The organism is Kineococcus arenarius subsp. arenarius, from assembly GCF_050871845.1.
Taxonomy (GTDB): Bacteria; Actinomycetota; Actinomycetes; order Actinomycetales; family Kineococcaceae; genus Kineococcus.
Genome location: NZ_JBJLSE010000001.1, coordinates 86,100 through 105,030, shown reverse-complemented (window position 1 = coordinate 105,030; position 18,931 = coordinate 86,100). Strand labels below are relative to the sequence as shown.

13 protein-coding genes are annotated in these 18,931 nt (G+C 74.3%); all 13 read right to left on the bottom strand.

Translation table 11 applies throughout. The features are described 5' to 3' along the window. Positions 1-161: 161 nt before the first annotated feature. The 13 genes from ACRYM0_RS00505 to speB (ACRYM0_RS00445) all read right to left on the bottom strand — a co-directional run bounded on the left by ACRYM0_RS00505 (position 162) and on the right by speB (ACRYM0_RS00445) (position 18,847). On the bottom strand, positions 162-1,520 hold the full coding sequence (locus tag ACRYM0_RS00505; protein WP_432501036.1) for a HupE/UreJ family protein: 1,359 nt from the start codon (positions 1,518-1,520) through the stop codon (positions 162-164). 1 nt (position 1,521) lies between these two features. Next, positions 1,522-3,708 (bottom strand): DUF3500 domain-containing protein, encoded by a 2,187-nt coding sequence (locus ACRYM0_RS00500; protein ID WP_432501034.1) that lies wholly within the window; start codon positions 3,706-3,708, stop codon positions 1,522-1,524. Between the two features lie 303 nt (positions 3,709-4,011). Beyond that, positions 4,012-5,550, bottom strand: coding sequence for an ABC transporter ATP-binding protein (locus ACRYM0_RS00495; protein ID WP_432501032.1), 1,539 nt, complete (start codon positions 5,548-5,550; stop codon positions 4,012-4,014). Continuing rightward, a complete protein-coding gene (locus tag ACRYM0_RS00490) occupies positions 5,543-6,385 on the bottom strand; it encodes an ABC transporter permease (RefSeq protein ID WP_432501029.1) in 843 nt (280 codons plus the stop codon). The genes ACRYM0_RS00495 and ACRYM0_RS00490 overlap by 8 nt, the downstream gene beginning before the upstream one ends. Before the next feature lie 24 nt (positions 6,386-6,409). Next, positions 6,410-7,366, bottom strand: coding sequence for an ABC transporter permease (locus tag ACRYM0_RS00485; protein WP_432501027.1), 957 nt, complete (start codon positions 7,364-7,366; stop codon positions 6,410-6,412). After that, positions 7,363-8,970, bottom strand: coding sequence for an ABC transporter substrate-binding protein (locus ACRYM0_RS00480; protein ID WP_432501024.1), 1,608 nt, complete (start codon positions 8,968-8,970; stop codon positions 7,363-7,365). Before ACRYM0_RS00480 ends, ACRYM0_RS00485 begins: the two co-directional genes overlap by 4 nt. A gap of 11 nt (positions 8,971-8,981) precedes the next feature. Beyond that, positions 8,982-9,977: an ABC transporter permease gene (locus ACRYM0_RS00475; protein ID WP_432501022.1), complete on the bottom strand. Its 996-nt coding sequence runs from the start codon at positions 9,975-9,977 to the stop codon at positions 8,982-8,984. Positions 9,978-9,983: 6 nt separating this feature from the next. Next, positions 9,984-10,928, bottom strand: coding sequence for an ABC transporter permease (locus ACRYM0_RS00470; RefSeq protein ID WP_432501019.1), 945 nt, complete (start codon positions 10,926-10,928; stop codon positions 9,984-9,986). Continuing rightward, positions 10,928-12,958, bottom strand: coding sequence for a dipeptide ABC transporter ATP-binding protein (locus ACRYM0_RS00465; protein WP_432501016.1), 2,031 nt, complete (start codon positions 12,956-12,958; stop codon positions 10,928-10,930). Before ACRYM0_RS00465 ends, ACRYM0_RS00470 begins: the two co-directional genes overlap by 1 nt. A gap of 14 nt (positions 12,959-12,972) precedes the next feature. After that, complete coding sequence (locus ACRYM0_RS00460; RefSeq protein ID WP_432501014.1) at positions 12,973-14,427, bottom strand: MDR family MFS transporter; 1,455 nt, start codon at positions 14,425-14,427, stop codon at positions 12,973-12,975. 181 nt (positions 14,428-14,608) lie between these two features. Next, the gene (locus tag ACRYM0_RS00455; RefSeq protein WP_432501011.1) at positions 14,609-16,201 is read right to left on the bottom strand and encodes an ABC transporter substrate-binding protein; all 1,593 of its coding nucleotides are present in this window, start codon (positions 16,199-16,201) and stop codon (positions 14,609-14,611) included. Positions 16,202-16,286: 85 nt separating this feature from the next. After that, on the bottom strand, positions 16,287-17,540 hold the full coding sequence (gene speB / locus ACRYM0_RS00450; protein ID WP_432501008.1) for an agmatinase: 1,254 nt from the start codon (positions 17,538-17,540) through the stop codon (positions 16,287-16,289). A 53-nt stretch (positions 17,541-17,593) separates the two neighbouring features. Beyond that, positions 17,594-18,847, bottom strand: a complete 1,254-nt coding sequence (speB, locus tag ACRYM0_RS00445; protein ID WP_432501006.1) for an agmatinase — start codon at positions 18,845-18,847, stop codon at positions 17,594-17,596. Positions 18,848-18,931: the final 84 nt, after the last annotated feature.

Sequence of the window (18,931 nt, the reverse complement as noted above, 5' to 3'; positions counted from 1 at the left end):
CCCGGGGACCCACGCGGTTCCCGGGCCGGTTCGCGTCGCGCCGCCGCACCTGGACCGGTCGTGCCTCACCTGCTCGCCCGAGGACGAGGGGTGCACCGCGTCCACGAAGCTCCCGAGGGACCGGACTGCACCGGCTCGGGACGGCGAGGTTCCGGCCGGGTTCAGGCGCTGACGACCCTGCGGATTCCACTTCGCCGGCCGCGCGTGCCGAGCAGCACGAGGGCGGCGGCGATCCACAGCGTGGCGGCGATCCACGGGGAGACCGACCCCAGGGAGTCCGCGGCGGTGCTCAGCGGGGTGGGGACCCCGACACGGTCCAGCAGCCACCCGACGGCGGCGACGGCGGTGACGACCGCAGCAGTGGTCCGCAGCGGGCGGTAGGCCGGGGTGCGGGCCAGCACGATCAGCGGCGGCAGCACCAGCAGCACCACGACCAGCTGCATGAGCTCGATGCCGAGGTTGAACCCGAGCAGGCTCAGGACCAGCTGGGTCCCGGAGAGCTCCATCTCCGAGAGGGTGGTGGAGAACGCCATGCCGTGCACCAGGCCGAACAGGGCGGCGATCAGGGGTTCGCGACCGGGGAAGAGGGGGCGGACCGCGTGGGCCGCGGCGATGAGGATGCTGACGGCGATGGCCGCTTCGACCGGTTGCTGCGGCACGGGGAGCCCCAGCGCGCCGAGCGCGAGCGTGAGGGAGTGCCCGATGGTGAAGGCGATCGTGGTGGTGGTGATCCGCCGCACGGCCCGCCGGGTCGGAGCCACCTCGCGCCAGTGCCTGCTGCGACCTGCCCGGTCCCCCGCGAGCGAGGCGGCGAGCAGCGGGGCGGGCAGCAGCAGGGTCAGCAGGAACAACTGGTGGTCGGTCCCCTCGGCGATGTGGGAGATGCCCAGCAGGAGCATCCCGGTGAACCCCTGCCGGGCGCTGCCGCCCGCGAGGTCGACCGTCAGGGGGGACACGGTGCCGGTGACGGTGTCCAGGGTGATCGCCCCCAGGCTGCGGGTCTGCTCGACCTCACCGGTGGACGAGTCGCTGCGCAGCAGCACGAAGACGTCCGCGGTGACCACCTGGTGCAGGATCGCGTCGTAGTCGAGGGTGAAGCTGCGAAGGTCCGCGCCGGCGGGCGGGGTGAGCGTGGCCGTGGCGGTGACGGCGTCGAACGCGCCGGTGCCCCACTGCTCGACCTCGGCGGTGGCGACGTCGCCGACGTCGACGTTCCACGTCCCGGTGGCGGACGTGGCGTCGGACGCCGCAGCGATGGTGACGTCGAAGTGCTCCTCGACGTAGGCGGCGAGCTGCTCCGCAGCGGCTGCCGGGACCGTGCCGTCGACGGGGACGTCGATGCCGGAAGCGGTGACCAGGTCGGTCGTCGGCAGGGTCATCTCGACGGTGATGTCGTCCTCGTGGACGTCGAGCTGGAGGACGGTGGAGGGCACGACGTGCGCGGCCGCCGGCCCCGCCGCCACGAGGGCGGCGAAGCCGGCGAGCAGCACCGTGAGGATCAGGCGCAGGTGGAGGCGCACGTCAGGAGGTCAGCCCGGCGTAGTCGGTGTTCTTGTCGCGCCACACCGCGTGCGGGTGCGCGCCGTCGAGGACGATGCCGTTCTGCATGGAGAACTCGATCCACACCGACGGGCCGTCGATGCGGACGTAGTCCCCGGTCTCGGTCACGTCGGTGGTGCCGGAGTAGGCCACGTAGGTCTCGTCCAGCTCGCTCTCGTACTTCGCCAGGATCGTCGCGGCGTTCTCGTCGTCGACGTCGCCGACGTACTTCTCGATCGCGTCCAGGAGCAGCTGCTTCTGCTCGGCGGTCAGGTCCGAACCCTTCACGCCCTCGGACGTGGTGGGGAAGGCCCAGTCCTCGCCGGGCCCGAGCAGGATGTCGTTGAAGGAGGTGGACAGCTTCGCGGCGGAGTCCTGGGTGTCGTCCAGGGAGGTCAGCAGCGCGGAGAACGCCTGCTGCTCCTGCTGCTCGGGCTGCACGGTGTCGCCGTCGACCTCGACGGTGCTGAACGGCTCGATGCCGCGGAAGGACGGGGTGGCGCCGGCGAGCTGACCGTCGACGTAGGTGTTGGCCACGGCGAGGTGGTGCCCGCCGAACTGCAGCTCCCAGGTCCCGGTCTCACCGGGCGTGCCCAGGAAGGCGATGAAGAAGTTGCCGCGCCCGTAGGAGTCGCCGCCGCCGTTCTCGCCGAGGTAGTCGTCGGCCTCCAGGTGCTGCACGATCTCGTCGAAGCCCTCGTCCTCGCCCGATCCGGTGGCTGCGGCCAGCAGCGCCTCCAGCGCGCTCCACTGCTCCTCGGAGAGGGTGTCGGTCTGCACGCCCACGCGCCCGGTGCTGTTGGAACCGCCGCCGGGGGCACCGGTCGGAGCGGTACCGGTCGGGGCACCGGTCGGGGCGGTGCCGGTCGGGGCACCGGTCGGGGCGGTACCGGTCGGGAAACCGCCACCGCCGCCGAAGTCGCCCGCGAGCAGGGCGTCGGGGAAGTTCGACCAGTTGGTCGCGTTGGCGAACGTGTACTCCTGGTACAGCGCTTCCTTCTGCTCGTCGTCCAGGGTCGCGGCGAAGGCCTCGGCCAGCGCGATCACGTCGTCGCCGGCGGCGGCGCTGGGGTTCGGGTTGCCCCCGGTGATGGCCGCCTCGCGCGCCGCGGTGGTCGAGACGGCGCTCTGGCCGCCGTAGACCTGCGCCTCCGTCAGCGTGGCCGCGTGCGCATCCAGGTAGGTCCGGGTACCGGCCCCCAGGGACGTGGCGGACTCGGTCAGCAGCAGCGGGTAGCCGGCCTTGCCGGCGGCCGGCCCGGCCACCAGCGCATCGAGGCGGTAGCCGTTGGCGAGGGCCGCTCCCGTGGTGCTGAGACCGGCCTCGCCGGCGACCTCGGAGGCGGCGATCGCCGCTGCCGTCCCGGTGCGGTCGCCGCCCTGCAGCCGTGTCACGGAGTCGGCTCCCGCGGCGGCTCGCGCGTCCTCGGCGACCCGGGAGCTGACGGCGCTCTCACCACCCAGGGCCACGACGGAGGCGGGCTGGACCGAGGCCAGCGCCGCGGCGGTCGCCTCCGGCAGCCCGTTCGCGTCGGTCAGCAGGACGGGGACGCCGGCGCGGTAGGCCACCGGGGAGGCGGCCAGGGCGTCAGCGGCCACCTGGTCGCCCTGGACGTCACCGCGGGCGATGAACACCGACGTCGGCGCCTGGGCGTCGCCGGCGCCCTCGGCGATCGCCGCCACGGCAGCCCGCACGATCTCGGCCGCGGTCTCGAAGCGGTCGGCGCCGGCCAGCCGCCGACCGGTGCGCCCGGCGGTCAGGGCCTCGTAGGTGCCGGCCGAGACCGCGGACTCACCGCCCAGGACGATCACCTCGCCGGGGTTCAGCGCCGCGATGGCGGCAGCCGTCTCGGCGGGCACGGACCCCGCACGGGTCAGCAGGACCGGGGCGTCCTCCACCCCGGCCAGGTAGGAGGCGGAGACCGCGTCGATGCCGTTGCTCTCACCGTTGGCCACGATCACCGTCTGCGCCGTGGACCAGGCCGTCTGCGCGGCCTGGGCGGCGGTGGCGTAGCGGTCGGCCCCCGCGATGCGCGCGCTGGCCGCGCTGGGGTCGAAGCTCTCACCGGCGGAGGCGCTGGTCGCACCCATCGCGGTCAGGCCGACGATCACGGCCAGGCCCGCGCCGATCCTGACCGGGCTCTTCTTGCGGGACGACGAACTGTTCACGGCGACACCTCTCGAACGGGGCCGGCGTGACCGGCCCGGGCGGACCGGAGCCCCACCGGGGCCGGTCGCGCGGAAGGTTGGAGACTGCTGCAGAACTCCTCGCGGCGGGAGGACCGTCAGGGGCACCGGGGCCGCGGCGCGGCGAGGTCACCCCCGTGCGGACGGCGCGCGAGGGTGGCGTCCTGCGCGGAGACCTCGATCCCGACCGGCGGGGTGCCGGTGCGGACGCGCTCGCGGACCCCGGTCACGCAGGTGCTGCCGGGGTGGTCGAGGTGAGTTTCTCCGTGATCGAGAGGCTAGACGTCAGCGACGTCGAGTTGCTGTCTCGTGACCGTGAGCAAGCTGTGACTTCGGCGCCGGGCGCGGCACGAGCACCGCGCCGCCGTCGGCGGCCCGCAGCTCAAGCACGCGGTCGCAGACGGCGTGCAGCGCGCCCAGGTCGTGGCTGACCAGCAGCACGCCGGTGCCGTCGGCGGCGGCGCGGGAGACGACGTCGAGCACGTCGGCCGCCGTGGCCTCGTCGAGCATCGAGGTCACCTCGTCCAGCACGAGGTGCTCGGGGCGCACCGCCAGGGCGCGGGCGAGCGCCGCGCGCTGGAGCTCGCCGCCCGAGACCTGGTGCGGTCGCCGGTCCAGCAGCGCGCGGTCGAGGCCGACCCGGGCCGCGAGGTCCTCGGCGGGGTCGCCCACGCCGGCCAGCCGTGCCGGCAGCTCGATGGAGCGGCGCAGCGTCAGCCGGGCGTCGAGGGCGGTGCGGGGGTGCTGCGAGACCCACGCCACGCGGCGGCGCTGCGCCGGTGGCAGGTCGAGGCCGGCGCCCCGCACCCGTTCCCCGGCGAGCTCGAGGTGGCCGGCGTGCGGGGCCTCGAGCTGGGCGAGCAGCGCGGCGATCGTCGACTTGCCGGCACCGGACGGCCCGGTGAGCCCCACGACCTCACCGGCGCGGACGGCCAGGTCCGTCGGCGCCAGGACCGGGTGCGCGCCGCGGACGACGACGATCCGGTGCGCTGCCAGTGCGGGCGCGTCGGGCGGGACCGCGCGAGCGCGGCGGGCCACCGGCGCGGCCGCCACGAGCACGTCGTCGGGGGGACCCTGCGCGACCACCCGGCCGGCGGCGACGCGCGTGACGGTGTGCGCCACCTGCCGGGCGAGCGCCAGGTCGTGCGTGACGACCAGCACGGTGTGCCCCGCCCGGGCGTAGGCGGCCAGCAGCAGCCCGACCGTCTGCGAGGAGTCGGCGTCGAGCCCCGCGGTGGGTTCGTCGGCGAGCAGCACCGGCGGGTGGTTGACCATCGCGGCCACCAGGCCCAGGCGCGTGAGCTGCCCGCCGGACAGCTGGTGCGGGTGGCGCGCGAGCCAGGCGGGGTCGGCGCCGGCGGCGAGGGCGAGCTCGGCCGGCTGCCGGGCGACGTCGGGCGCCAGGTGCGGGTGGGCCGGGCCGAACAGCGGGCGGCCGGGCCCGCCCGCGCGCTGCGCCTCGCGCAGCTGCGCGGCGATCGTCGACGTCGGGGTGAACGTCCCGCCCGCCCCCTGCGGGGCGGTCCCCACGACGCGGCCCCGCAGCCGGCGCAGGACGCGCCGGGGCGCGGTGAGGAGCTCGGTCGAGCGCTCGCCGACGCGCAGGGTCGCGGTGCCCGTGACGCGCGCCTCGGGCGGGAGCGTGCCGGTGAGCGCCGCCACGACGGTGGACTTGCCGGCCCCGGACGCGCCCAGCAGCACGTGCACCTGTCCGGGCACCAGGTCGAGGTCCACCCCGCGCAGCACCACGGTGCCCCCGTGCGCGACGGTCAGGCCGCGCACCGCGACGGACGCGAGGTCGTGGGCGTGCGACGGCTCAGGCACGGTGGTCCTCCTCGCGCCCGGCGAGGCAGCCGGCCAGGCAGACGGTGACGGCGACGAGCAGGCCCGCGGGTGCGGCGAGCGTCCACCAGGCCCCGGAGAGCAGCGCCTGCTGCCCCAGGTCCAGGAGGACGCCGAGCGAGGGTTCGTGCGGGGGCAGGCCGAGGCCGAGGAACGTGAGCGTGGACTCGTGCCAGACGGCGTGCGGCAGCAGGAGCCCGAGGGAGACCGCGAGCTGCGCCGTCAGCCGCGGCCCGGCGTGGTGGCGCAGCAGCTGGCGGCGGGTCAGGCCCAGCGAGATCGCGGCCCGGTGGGAGTCCTGCGTGCCGAGGGCCAGGAGTTCCGCCCGGACCAGGCGCGCGGTCTGGGTCCAGTGCGTCGCGGCCACCACCAGCACGATCGTGACGAGCGAACCGCGCAGCACCGAGGCGACCACGATGCCGAGCAGGAGGTGCGGGACGGCGTTCACGCCGTCGAGCACCCGCGTGCCCCAGTGGTCCACGCGGCCGCCGAGGAGCCCGCAGGCCGCTCCGGCGAGCGTGCCGAGCACGACGGCACCGAGCGCGCCCGCGAGCGCGGCGAGGAGGGAGATCCGCAGGCCGTGGGCCGAGCGGACGAACAGGTCGCGGCCGGCCAGGTCGGTGCCGAACGGGTGCGCGAAGGAGGGGGCCGTCGCCCCGGTGGCGTACTCGACGTGGTCGAGGTCCACCGGCACGAGCACCGGCACGAGCAGCGCGTGGGCGACCAGCAGCGCGAGGCCGGCGAGGGCGAGCGCGCGCCCGTCCCGCCACGCCGGCCGGCGGCGTGCCGCGACGGGGGCGAGGGTGTCAGAGCGCATCGGGGTCCGTCCTCGGGTCGATCCTCAGAGGCAGAGGTCGGCGAGCAGGCCGCCGAGGACCGCCACGACGGTGAGCAGCACGGTGGTCGTGGCCAGCAGCGCGAAGTCCTGCGCCAGCGCGGCCTGGACGAGCGCCCGGCCCAGGCCCGGCCAGGAGAAGACCTCCTCCACCAGCACCGACCCGGCGACGACCTCGGGCAGTCGCGCGCCCGCGACGGCGAGCGTGGGCACGGCGGCGGTGGGCAGCACGTGCCGCACCAGCACCCGCCGCTCGGGCACGCCGCGCAGGCGGGCGGCGTCCGTGGCGGTGGTGCGCAGCTGCACGGTCACGGCCCGGTGCAGGTGCAGGGTGATCCACGGCAGCTGGGCGAGGGCCACGGCGAGCGCCGGCAGGGCGAGGTGCCGGACGACCTGGTCCGGGGTCACGGGGGCGCCGGGGTCGGTGAGGCCGCCGGCCGGGAACCAGCCGAGGGTCAGGGACAGCAGTCCCGTGAGCACCACCGCCGAGAGGAAGGCGGGCACGGCGGACAGCGCCCACACGCCGCCGGTGAGGACCCGCGCCACCGGCCCATGCGGGCGCAGGGCGGCCAGGAGGGCCAGCGGCACGGAGACCGCCGCCCCCACCGCCAGCCCGACGACCATGAGCAGCAGGGTCCACGGCAGGCGCCCGGTCACGACGTCGGCGACGGGCTGCCGCAGCGTCGTGGAGGTGCCGAGGTCGCCGGTGAGCAGCCCCGCGGCCCACTGCGCCCAGGCCCGCGGCCAGGGTGCCCCGGTCACGAGGCGCTCCACGTCGGCCCGGGAGGTCCCGCCGGTGAACTCCTCGTTGGCGCCGAGGAACGCGGAGGCCGCGTCGGTCGGTGAGACCGCGGCCAGGGCGAACACGGCGAGGCTGAGCACGGCGACCAGCGGCACCGCCCAGGCGAGCCGGCGCCCGGCGAGCCGGAGCGCGGCGACGGCGCGGATCGGTGCTGCGCTCACCGCCGCGTCCACTCCTGGACGTTGAACCACGGGCCCCAGGCGACGCCGTGCTCGTGCGGCTCGACGACGTGCTCGACGCCGGACCACGCGTCCAGGCCGCGCGCGACGTAGGTGTGCTCGAGCGCGAACAGCGCCACCAGGGGCGGGTTCTGCACCAGGTGCTGCTGCAGCTCGCGGTACAGCGCGGAGCGCGCGTCGGCGTCGACCTCCTGGCGGGCCTCCTCGAGCAGGCGGTCGACCTCGGCGTCGGCGTACCCGGAGGGGTTGGAGTAGGCGTCCTCCTCGTCGAAGACCGCGAAGTCGGAGTGCAGCTGGCGGTAGACCTGCGTGTCGGGGTCGTACGGCAGGTCGCCGCCGCCGAGCACGAACGCCGCCTCGTCCATCCGGGTCACCGCCTGCGGGCGGTCGACGCCCTCGAGGGAGACGTCGATGCCGAGCTCGCCGAGGTCGGAGGCGAAGGCCTGCGCGACGTCGCGGCGCAGGGTGTCCTCGGCGAAGTACATGACCGTGAAGGCGAAGGGCACCCCGTCCTTCCGGCGGACGCCGTCGGCACCGACCTGCCAGCCCGCCTCGTCGAGGAGCGCGGCGGCCGCCCCGGGGTCGTGCTCGAACGCGGCCGAGGGCTCGTAGGCGTCGCCCTGGGCGGGGGTGAAGGGGGTGGCGACGGCCTGGCCGTGACCCGCCAGGACGCCGTCGACCATCGCCTGCCGGTCGACGGCGAGGTTGAGGGCGACGCGCACGGCGGGGTCGGCGAAGAACGGCAGGGTCTCGGGCAGCGAGATCGCCCGGAAGTCCGCCGACGGGTTCGTGACGAGTTCGAGCCCGTCGACCCCGTCGAGCTCGCCGGCGGTGCGCGGGGAGAGCTGGGCGCCGTCGACCTCACCGGCGCGGACGCGCTGGGCGCGCGCGTTCTCGTCGGGCACGAAGGCCACGTGGATCGTGCGGACCTGCGGCGCCCCGCCCCACCAGTCCTCGCGGGCCTGCAGCGTCAGCGACTCCCCCTTGCGCCACTCGGCCAGCACGTACGGACCGGTGCCGACCGGCTCGGAGGCCAGCGGGGAGTCGACGACGCTGCCGCCGAGCGCCTCGGACGCCGGGATGCCCAGGGTGAGACGGGCTGGCAGGCCGGCGTACGGGTGGGCGAGGTCGAAGCGGACGGTCGTGGCGTCGAGCGCGGTGACCTGCTCGATCACCTCGTAGTCCGCCGCCGTCCAGGAGCCGACCCGCGGGTCGCGCACCGCGTCGTACGCGGCGACCACGTCCTGCGCGTCGAACGCCGAACCGTCGCTGAACGTGACGCCGTCGCGCAGCGTGACCGTCCAGGAGGTCAGCGAGGCGTCGGGCTCGGGCATCGCCGTGGCCAGGCCGGGCTCGAGGACGCCGTCCTCCCCGACGGCGACGAGCCCGTCGTAGAGCTTGGAGGTGATCCCCAGCGGGCGCTCCAGCGGGTTGAGGGTGTCGTACTCGGCCGTCTCCGCGAGGCGGAGCGTCGAGGTCGCGGAGCCGGCGCCGGACGAGGCGGCGTCGGCGACCGGCGAGCAGCCCGAGGCGGTGAGCGCCACGAGGGCGAGGACGGCGACGGCGGGGGTGGGGCGGTGGCGCACGGGGTGGGACCTCACGAGACGGAGATGCGGGGGTCGGCGACGGACTGCAGGACGTCCGCGACGGTGTTGACGACGACGTACAGGCCGCCGAGGACGAAGGTGACGCCTGCGATGGCCGGGAAGTCGGAGACGGGCAGGCTCGCCCCCAGGTAGGAGCCGACGCCGCCCCAGGTGAACACGCCCTCGACGAGCAGCACCCCGCCGAACATGAAGCCGAGCTGCAGGGCGCTCATCGACAGGGCCGCGTTGAGGGAGTTGCGCAGCACGTGCCGGCCGAGCACCTGGGCCTCGGTGAGGCCCTTCGACGTGGCGGTGCGCACGTGGTCCGAGCGCAGCGTGTCGGTGAGGCTGGAGCGCAGGACGCGCCCGATCGACAGCGCCGGGCCGACGGCGAGGGCCAGCGCGGGCAGGGCGACGTGCTGCAGCGCGTCACCCGCGGCCGGCAGGTCACCGGCGAGCAGGCTGTCGAGGACCCTCAGGCCCGTGGGTCCGCCCTCGACGCCACCCCTGCCCGAGGCCGGCAGCCAGCCGAGCAGCTTGTAGAAGACGACGATGCCGACGATGCCGAGCATGAACGTGGGGGCGGTCGAGCCGACGAACAGGACGCCGCGGAACACGCCGGACAGCGGCCAGCGCAGCATGCTGGAGACCGCGAACAGGACGCCGAGGAGCAGCGCGGCGGCGAACGCGACGAGCACGAGTTCCACGGTCGCCGGCAGGTGGGTCAGGACGTCCTCGGTCACGGGCCGGCGGGTGCGGAACGACGTGCCGAGGTCCCCGGTGACCAGGCCGCCGAGGAACGCGAGGTAGCGGTGCACGGCCGGGTCGTTCAGCCCCAGCCGCTCGCGGGCCGCAGCGACGGCCTCGGGTGGGGCGTTGCCGCCGATGGTGGCGGCGACGGGGTCGGCGCCCGAGACCTCCTGCAGGAGGAACAGGACGAGGGACAGGAACCACAGCAGGCCGACGAGCGAGGCCAGGCGTGTCCCCACGAAGCGCAGACGGGGCATCTCGGGTCACCTCCGGTGGGCGAGCCGGTTGCGCAGCGCGTCCCCGGCGAGGTTGGACAGCAGGCTGAGGAGCATGACGACGAGGCCGGGCACCAGGGGGATCCACCAGGCGTCGAGGATGTCCACGAGCGCGCGCGAGGTGTCCGCGCCGAGCTCGGGGGCGGGGGCGGGCTGGCCCAGGCCGAGGAAGGACAGCGAGGCCAGCACCGTGACGACGTTGCCGATGTCGAGGCTGGCCGTGACGATCGCCGTCGGGACGACGCCCGGGAGGACGTGCCGCGCCGTGAGGCGCAGCGGGCCGACGCCGGCCATGCGGGCGGCCTCCACGTGCGGGCGGGCGACGATCGCGCGGACCTCGCCGCGGACGATGCGCGCGTAGTACGGCCACCACACGATGCTCACCGCGAAGAGCGTGTTGAACAGGCCGGGGCCGAGGGCGGCGACGACGGCCACGGCGACGAGCATCGAGGGCAGCGCGAGGAAGACCTCCGTGGTGCGCATGAGCACCGCGTCCACCCAGCCGCCGAGCGTGCCGGCCACCAGACCGACGAGCGTGCCGACGCACAGCCCCACGGCGCAGACCAGGAGGGACAGCAGCCACGAGGTCCGCAGCCCGATGAGGGTGCGGGACAGCGTGTCGCGCCCGATCTGGTCGGTGCCCAGCAGGTGGCCGTCGGCGAGCGGCGCCAGCTTCGGGACGCCGACCGGCTGCACGGGGTCGTACGGCGCGAGCAGCGGCGCGGCGGCCGCCAGGACGGTGACGCCGACGAGCGCGCCGATGAGCGTCCAGTCGAGCGCGCGCCGGGCCGGCGAGTCGGTGCCGGTGGCGCGTCGCCGGGTCGTGAGGCGCCAGCGCGGGGCCGGGGCGGACGCGGTCGGGACGGCGCCCGCCGTGGTGGCCACGGCCGGCTGCCCGGTCGGGTGGGTCAGGCGGGTCAGGAGGTGGGGCATCAGAGCTCTCCCCTGCGGATGCAGGCCACCTGGTGGCGGTGGGCGAGGTCGGTGGACGGGCGACCGTGGACGGCGGCGAGCTGGGTGCCGACGACGGTGGTGGAGCACTCCGGCAGCGCGACGGGGCAGCGGGGGTGGAAGGCGCACCCGGTGGGCGGCTCGAGCGCGCTGGCGGGCTCACCGGCCAGCGGCTCGACCGTCTTGCCCGGCTGGGGCACCGCAGCCACCAGGTTCCGGGTGTAGGGGTGCTTCGGCGTCGCGATGACGTCCTCGGCGCGGCCGACCTCGACGATCCGGCCGAGGTACATCACGGCGATCCGGTCGCCGATGATGCGCGCCACCGCCAGGTCGTGGGTCACGAACACGACGGCGATCCCCAGGTCGCGGCGCAGCTCGTTGATGAGGTTGAGCACGTTCGCGGCCACGGACACGTCGAGCGCGCTGGTCGGCTCGTCGCACAGCAGCACTTCGGGGGGCACGATCGTGGCGCGGGCCAGGGCCACGCGCTGCCGCTGCCCGCCCGACAGCTCCCCCGGCAGGGCGTCGAGCACCGCCGCGGGCAGCCCGACGCGGTCGAGGACGGTGCGCGCCTGCCGGTCCTTCTCCGCCCGGGGCAGGCGGCGGGGCAGCCGCTCGTGCAGCACCTCGCGGATCGTCATCCACGGCGTGAGCGAGGAGCCCGCGTCCTGGAAGACCATCTGGACGTCGGTGCCGCGCGGACCGCGGAGGGTGCCGGTGTACCGCTTCTCCAGGTGGCCGGCGACGCGCAGCAGGGTCGACTTGCCGGAGCCGGACTCCCCCACGACGGCGACGGACTCGCCGGGCTGGAGGTCGAAGGTCACGCCGCGCAGGGCGCGGAGCCGCGCCTTGCGGCCCCGCTCGTCGCGCACCTCGAAGCTGCACTCGACGTCGGCGGCCTGCACGAGGGGGGCGCCGCGCCCGGGCTCGGGCAGCGGCGGCAGCGGGTCGAGCTCGTCGCGGGTCGCCGCCTCGTCCGTGAGCCGCGCCGCCTCGAAGCACGCCGCCAGGTGCGCTCCGACGACGTCGCCCGGGGCGGGGTCGCCCGGGTCGGGTGCGGCCACCAGTCGCGGGACCGCGGCGGTGCAGGACCCGGTGGCGAACCGGCAGCGGGGGGCGAACGAGCAGCCGTCCCCGGAGCGCGCGGTGACGTCCGTGGGCAGTGCCCACAACGGCCTCGTCCGGTCGGAGTCGAGGGACAGCCGCGAGCCGAGCAGCCCGAGGGTGTACGGGTGGCGCGGCGACTCGAGCACCTGGCGCGTGGTGCCGGTCTCGACGATGCGGCCCTGGTACATCACGGCGATCCGGTCGGCGATCTGCGCCGCCACCCCGAGGTCGTGGGTGATCATCACGACCGAGCAGCCGAGGTCGTCGCGCATGTCGGCCAGCAGCCGCAGGACCTGCGCCTGCACGGTCACGTCCAGCGCCGTCGTCGGCTCGTCCGCGACGAGCAGGTCGGGGTCACCCGCCACGGCCATGGCGATCATGACGCGCTGGCGCAGACCACCGGACAGCTCGTGCGGGTAGGAGCGGTACCGGCGCTCGGGCTGCGGGATGCCGACCGCCCGCATGAGGCGGATCGCCTCGTCCTGCGAACCCGCCTTCTCCGCCACCTGCCGGCCCACGGGCATGGTGGGGTTCAGGGAGGTCATCGGGTCCTGGAAGACCACGCCCGTGCGGGTGCGGCGCACCCGGCGGACCTCGGCGGCGGTGGCGGTGCGCAGGTCCGTGCCGACCACCTCGAGGGTGCCGTCGATCTGCGGACGGGAGGATTCCGGCAGCAGCCCGAGCATCGCCATGCTCATGACGCTCTTCCCCGAACCCGACTCCCCGACGACGCCGAGGATCTCCCCGCGGCCGACCTCGAGGTCGATCCCGTGCAGGATCCGGGAACGCACGCCGTTGCGCTCGAGGCTGACGTCGAGCCCGCGCAGGCGGGCGACGGCGTCGGTGGTGGGGGCCGCGGCCGGCTGGGGCGGCGTCCCGGCGAGGGACGGTGCAGCTGTGTCCATGGTGACCGGCTCCTTCAGGGCTGGGGCGGGACGTTCTGGCGCTGGGCGACGGCGGGGGTCGCGGCTGCAGCGTGGACCGGTCGGGTCTCGCCGCCGTCTCGGTGGTGTTTCGCAGCGGTTTCCCGCGGGTCGGCACGCGGGCCCGGGGAGGCGCTCGCGGCGCTGCGGGCGGTGCGACGCGCGGCGTCGGCGGAGGTGACCTCGGCGACCCGGCGCTGGCGGGCGCGGGCGGTCACGGCCAGGAGCGCGGCGACGACGAGGGCGAGCGCCGACGCGCCGAGCCAGAGGACCCGTGAGCCGAACGCGTCGAGCACGAACCCGCCGGCGACGGGGCCGACCGCCATCGCCAGGGAGTGGGTGAGGCCGTAGACGCCCTGGTAGCGGCCGCGGCGACGCGGGTCGGCGAGGTCGGCGGTCAGGGACGTCGCCTGCGGGTGCGAGCCCATCTCGCCGAGGGTCCAGACGGCGACGGCCACCGCGTACAGGGCGAGCGTGGAGGCAGCCGCCTGCAGGCCCACGCCGACCGCCGTGACGGCGATGGCGAGCACGATGACCAGGTCGCGCGACCAGCGGTTGAACAGGCGCGCGGTCGGCAGCTGCAGCACGCACAGCAGCACGCCGTTGAGGGTGAGGAGCATGCCGAAGTGGCTGGACGGGTGCCCCTGCTCCGTCATGACGAGCGGCAACGTGGTCGTGGACTGCACGTAGACGCAGGAGTACACGAACATCACCGCGGCGAAGGTGATGAACACCCGGTCCGACAGCACCGACAGCAACCCGTCCTCGCGACGGCCCCGGCCCGCCGCGACGGCCGCGGCGTGCGGCGCGGCGCCGTCGGCACCGGTCGGGGCGGCGGCGACCGGGTCGGGCCCCGGCACGTGGGTGCGGGTCTCGGGGACCTTGGCTGCGAGCACGGAGGCGGAGACGAGCACGAGAGCCGCCTGGCACCAGAACAGCAGTGAGAACGAGTGCTCGGCCATGAAGCCGGCTGCGAGCGGGCCGATCGCGTAGCCGAGGTTGACCGCCCAGTAGTTGTAGTTGAACGCGGTTCGGCGGTGCCGCGGCTCGACCAGGTCGCCGACCATGGTGTGGATGACCGGTCCCGCGGCCCCGTTGAAGAGGCCGTACACGCACAGCAGGGCGGCGGTGAGGAGCGGTCCCTCGACGAGCGGGACGAGGACGAGGACGAGGACGCTGAGCAGTTCGCTGCCGAGGAGGACCTTGCGCCGGCCGATGCGGTCGGCGAGCACCCCGCCGGTGAGGGAGGAGACCACCACCCCGACGCCGTACGCGGCGACGACCAGACCCGCCTGGCCGGCGGACATGCCGACGGACGAGGTGAGGAAGATCGTCATGTAGGGGACGACGAACCGGCCGATCCACACCACCAGTTGCGCCGTCCACAGCCACCAGAACGCCGCGGGCAGGTCACGCAGCCGGGTGTGCCCGGGAGCTGCGGCCTCGGTCATCGTGTCTCCTTCGTCCGGGGCTCCGATCGGTCCCGGGGGTGCCGCGGGCGCGCGGAGACCGCCGCGCGTCGAGCGGGTGCGGTGTGGTGTGGTGTGGTGGTCGAACGCAGCTGGACCGGGGCCGTCGCCCCACCGCTCGGGTGAGCCGGGGCGGTGGGGCGACGGTGTCACCGAGGTGACGTCACTCGGTGGGCTCGGCGGTGCTCAGGGTCGCGAAGTCCAGCGTGGCCGGAGCGGCGATGGAGTGGGACTCCTCGATGCCCTGGAGCCAGTTCTGGGTCACCACGAAGTCGGTGGTCCAGGCGAACGTCGGCGCGCAGCCGGCCTCGTACGCCGACTCGCCGGCCTCGACGTACTTCTCGTCGGAGCCCGTGGTCACGGCTTCCTGGAGCAGGGCCGTCGTGGTCTCGTCCGAGCACTGCAGGTGGTTCAGACCGCCGTCGGGGTCCCAGAACACGTGCCCGTGCATGTAGGCGTTGTTGGAGTCCGGCCACGTGCCGGGCGCGATCATCACGTCCGGCGCCGCCTGCGGGTTCTCGGGGAAGTCGCCGAACACCTCGGACGACTGGTGGCTCGTCACGGTCGCCTTCATGCCCAGCGCCTGCAGCTGCGCGGCGACGATGTTCGACATCTGCTCGGCGTCGGCGCTGCCGGCGCTGTAGCCGAGCTGGATCTCCGTGCCGGTGGGCAGGGACGACACCCACGCCTCCAGTGCTGCGGGGTCGTGGACGAGCTCGTGGGAGTCGACGTCGGCGGGCAGCGCTCCCTTGGGGTAGTAGCCCTCCGCCGGGACGGAACTGGTGCCGGTCACCTGCTCGACGAGCGTGGCCCAGTCGATGCCCTCGAACAGCGTCCTGCGGTCCGCGGCGTCCTGGAGGAGCTCACGGTTGGGGTTCATGTACATGACGCCCACCTGGAACGACGCCAGCGGGTACGCCTCGAGGTCCTCGGAGTCGAGGTACTTCTGGCGCGAGGCCGTGGGCACCGCGGACAGCAGGGCGTGCAGGTCACCGTTCTCGAGCTCGAGCTGCATCGCCGAGATCTCGGTGTAGACGGGCAGTTCGATCGTCGTGAACTCGGGGTCGAGGTCGCCCCAGTAGTCCTCGAAGTAGGTGAGCTCGTACCCCTCGCCCACCACGGCCTCGGTGAGCTCGTACGGGCCCGTGCCGGCGTCCGCCGTCGAGAGGTAGGTCTGGGCGAAGTCGTCGCCCGCCTGCTCGCGGAGCACCGTCGGGCTGATCATGCGCGGCCCGTACGGGGAGGCGAGGTAGTCGAGGAACGCCGAGTTCGGCTCTTCGAGCCTGACCTTGACGGTGTGGGCGTCGAGCTCCTCGACGTCCGCGACGCCCTCGACCATGTACGCCGGGCCGGCGTCCACGTCCAGCCGGCGCTGGAACGAGGCCTGCACGGCCGAGGAGTCGAAGTCTGTGCCGTCGTGGAACTTCACGCCCTGGCGCAGCACGAACGTGTACTCGGTGAAGTCCGCGTTCACCTCCCAGGACTCGGCGAGCGAGGGGACGACCTTCGCCTCGTCGTGGTTGCCGGCCTCGTAGCGGACCAGGCCCTCGTAAGTGTTGGTGGTGATCGCCAGGCCGTTGCCGGAGTAGTACACGTCGGGGTCCGGCGGCTGGCCGATGTCGTTCAGCACGCCCAGGCGCAGGACGCCGTCGGTGGGGGCGGCCGCGCTGCTCGCGCCGCCGGCGTCGGCGCCGCCGGAACAGGCGGTCAGCGAGAGCGCGCCGACGGCGAGGAGCGCCAGGGATCGCTTCGCCACCGCAGGCGTGCGGGACGTACGTCGGGTCATGGGGATCCCTCTCTGGGTGCGGGGCGGATCGGTCGGGGTGGCGGTCGGGAAGGGGTCAGGCGGGGCGGAAGAGCTTGTTGCGGCGGTTGCCCTCGGCGTCGAGACCGATCGCGTAGGGGTGTAGGAAGTCCGGCTCGGTGATGCCCCGGCGGCGCATCGCGATGCCCGTCATGGCCTCGCGGACGGAGCGGTTCGCCAGCAGGGCGGTGATCTCGCCGCGGTCGTCGTAGGGCGGGGAGACCTCGACGACGTCCATGCCGACGATGCCGACCTCGGCGGCCAACCGGCGCACGGCCCGCAGGATGTCGTTGGACGTGATGCCGCCCGGCTCCGGGGTTCCGGTGCCCGGTGCGTAGGCCGGGTCGCAGACGTCGATGTCGAGGGAGATGTAGAGGTGGTCGGCCTGGTCGAGCGCCTCGTCGACGGCCCGCTCGAGCACCTTGTCGAACCCGTCGCGGACGATCTCGGCCATGAAGTGCGTGCGCATCCTCTGGTCGTCCATCCAGTCGAGCGTCTTCTGCTCCGGCCAGTAGCCCCGCAGGCCCACCTGCACGAAGTTCCTGCCCGGGATCGCGCCCGAGTCGATGAGGTGGCGCATCGGCGTGCCGTGCGAGGCCAGCGAGCCGGGCATGTCGTCACCGGTGTCGGCGTGGGCGTCGAAGTGGACGATGCCGACCTTGCCGTGCCCGTAGTGGTCCGCGACCGCCGTCGCGCAGGGCCACGTGATGGCGTGGTCCCCGCCGAGGACGATCGGGATGGCGCCGGCGTCGACGACCGTGCCCACGAACTTGCGGACCTCCTCGAAGGTCCGCGCCGTGTTGCCCACGGAGATCGGCGCGTCACCGTAGTCGGCCATGACGAGTTCCTCGAAGGCGTCCACGTGCGTGTCGAGGGAGAAGTGCGGGCGGCCGTACCCGCCCTTGTAGTCGCAGGAGCGGATGGCGAGCGGACCGTGGTTGGTGCCGGTGCGACCCGTCGCGGTCGAGTCCCACGGCACGCCGAGCACGGCGACGTCCACGTTCGCGGCCTGGAGGTCCTGCGGCGTCAGCGCGACCGGCAGCTTCGCGAACGTCTGGATGCCGGCGAACCCGCCCTCCCGCTTGCGGTTGGGGAACAGCAGACCGGGCGCACGGCCCTCGTTGTAGTCGTCGACGGCCGCGTGCCCCTCCAGGCCCTGCCCCAGCCGGCGCGGCTGCTCCCAGAAACCCTCCGGCCACAGGTCGTGGTGGTGATCGTGGCCGTCGTGGTCGTGACCACCGTGGGCGTGGCCGTCCTGGTGGGCGTCCTGGTGGCCGTGCTCGTGCGACATGCGTGTCCTCGCGTTCGTCGTGGTTCGGGAAGAGGGCGGTGGCGGGGGTGGCGTCAGACCTCGACGTCGGCACCGCGGAACACCTGGCTCCGCCGGTTGCCGTCGGCGTCGAGGTTCAGCGCGTGCGGGTGGGCGTAGTCCGGTTCCGTCAGGCCCAGGCGCCGCATCGCGATGCCCGTCAAGGCCTCACCGATGGCACGGTTGCCCAGCAGCACCGTGATCTCGCCGTCGTTGTCGTACGGCGGGGACACCTCGACGACGTCCATGCCGACGATCCCGACCTCGGCCGAGAGCCGGCGCACCGCCCGCAGGATGTCGATCGAGGTGATGCCCCCGGAGACGGGCGTGCCCGTGCCCGGGGCGAACGCCGGGTCGCACACGTCGATGTCGAGGGAGATGTAGAGGTGGTCGGCCTGGTCGAGCGCCTCGTCGACGGCCCGCTCGAGCACCTTCTCGAACCCGTCGCGGTCGATCTCCGCCATGAAGTGGGTCCGCATCCGGTGCTCGTCCATCCAGTCGAGCGTCTCCCGGTCGGGCCAGTAACCCCGCAGCCCCACCTGCACGAAGTTCCTGCCCGGGACCGCCCCGGAGTCGATGAGCTTGCGCATCGGCGTGCCGTGCGAGGCCAGCGCGCCGTGCATGTCCGTGCCGACGTCCGCGTGCGCGTCGAAGTGGACGATGCCGACCTTGCCGTGCCCGTAGTGGTCCGCGACCGCGGTCGCGCAGGGCCACGTGATGGCGTGGTCCCCGCCCATGATCATCGGGATCGCTCCCGAGGTGACCACGGTGCCGACGAACTTGCGGATCGACTCGAACGTGCCCGCCGTGTTGCCCACGTGGATCGGCGCGTCCCCGTAGTCGCACATCGTGAGGACCTCGAACGGGTTCACCCGCGTGTCCAGGTGCCGGCCGGGGAAGCCGTAGCGGCTGAAGGCCGGGATCTTCCGCATGGCCAGCGGCCCGTGGTTGGTGCCCGAGCGGCCGCCGGCCGTGGAGTCCCACGGCACGCCCAGCACCGCGACGTCCACGTTCGCGGCCTGCAGGTCCTGCGGCGTCAGCGCCATCGGCAGCTTCGCGAAGGTCTGGATGCCCGACGAGTGCCCGCCGAAGCGCCGGTTCACGTGGAAGAGGCCGGGCTCGCGCCCCTCGTTGAAGTCGTCGACGGCGCCGTGACCCTCGAGCCCCTCCCCCAGTCGGCGCGGCTGCTGCCAGAAGCCCTCCGGCCACTTGTCGTGGCTGTGCCCGTGGTCGTGGCCGGCCTCGTCGTGGTCGTGGCCGGCCTCGCGATCGGCGTGGTCGCTGTGCATGCCGCGACCGTAGGGAGCTGCCTAATCGTTTAGCCAGGGACTCCGGGCGCACCGAAACGAGGCTTTTACGCGAGGGGCGCGCAC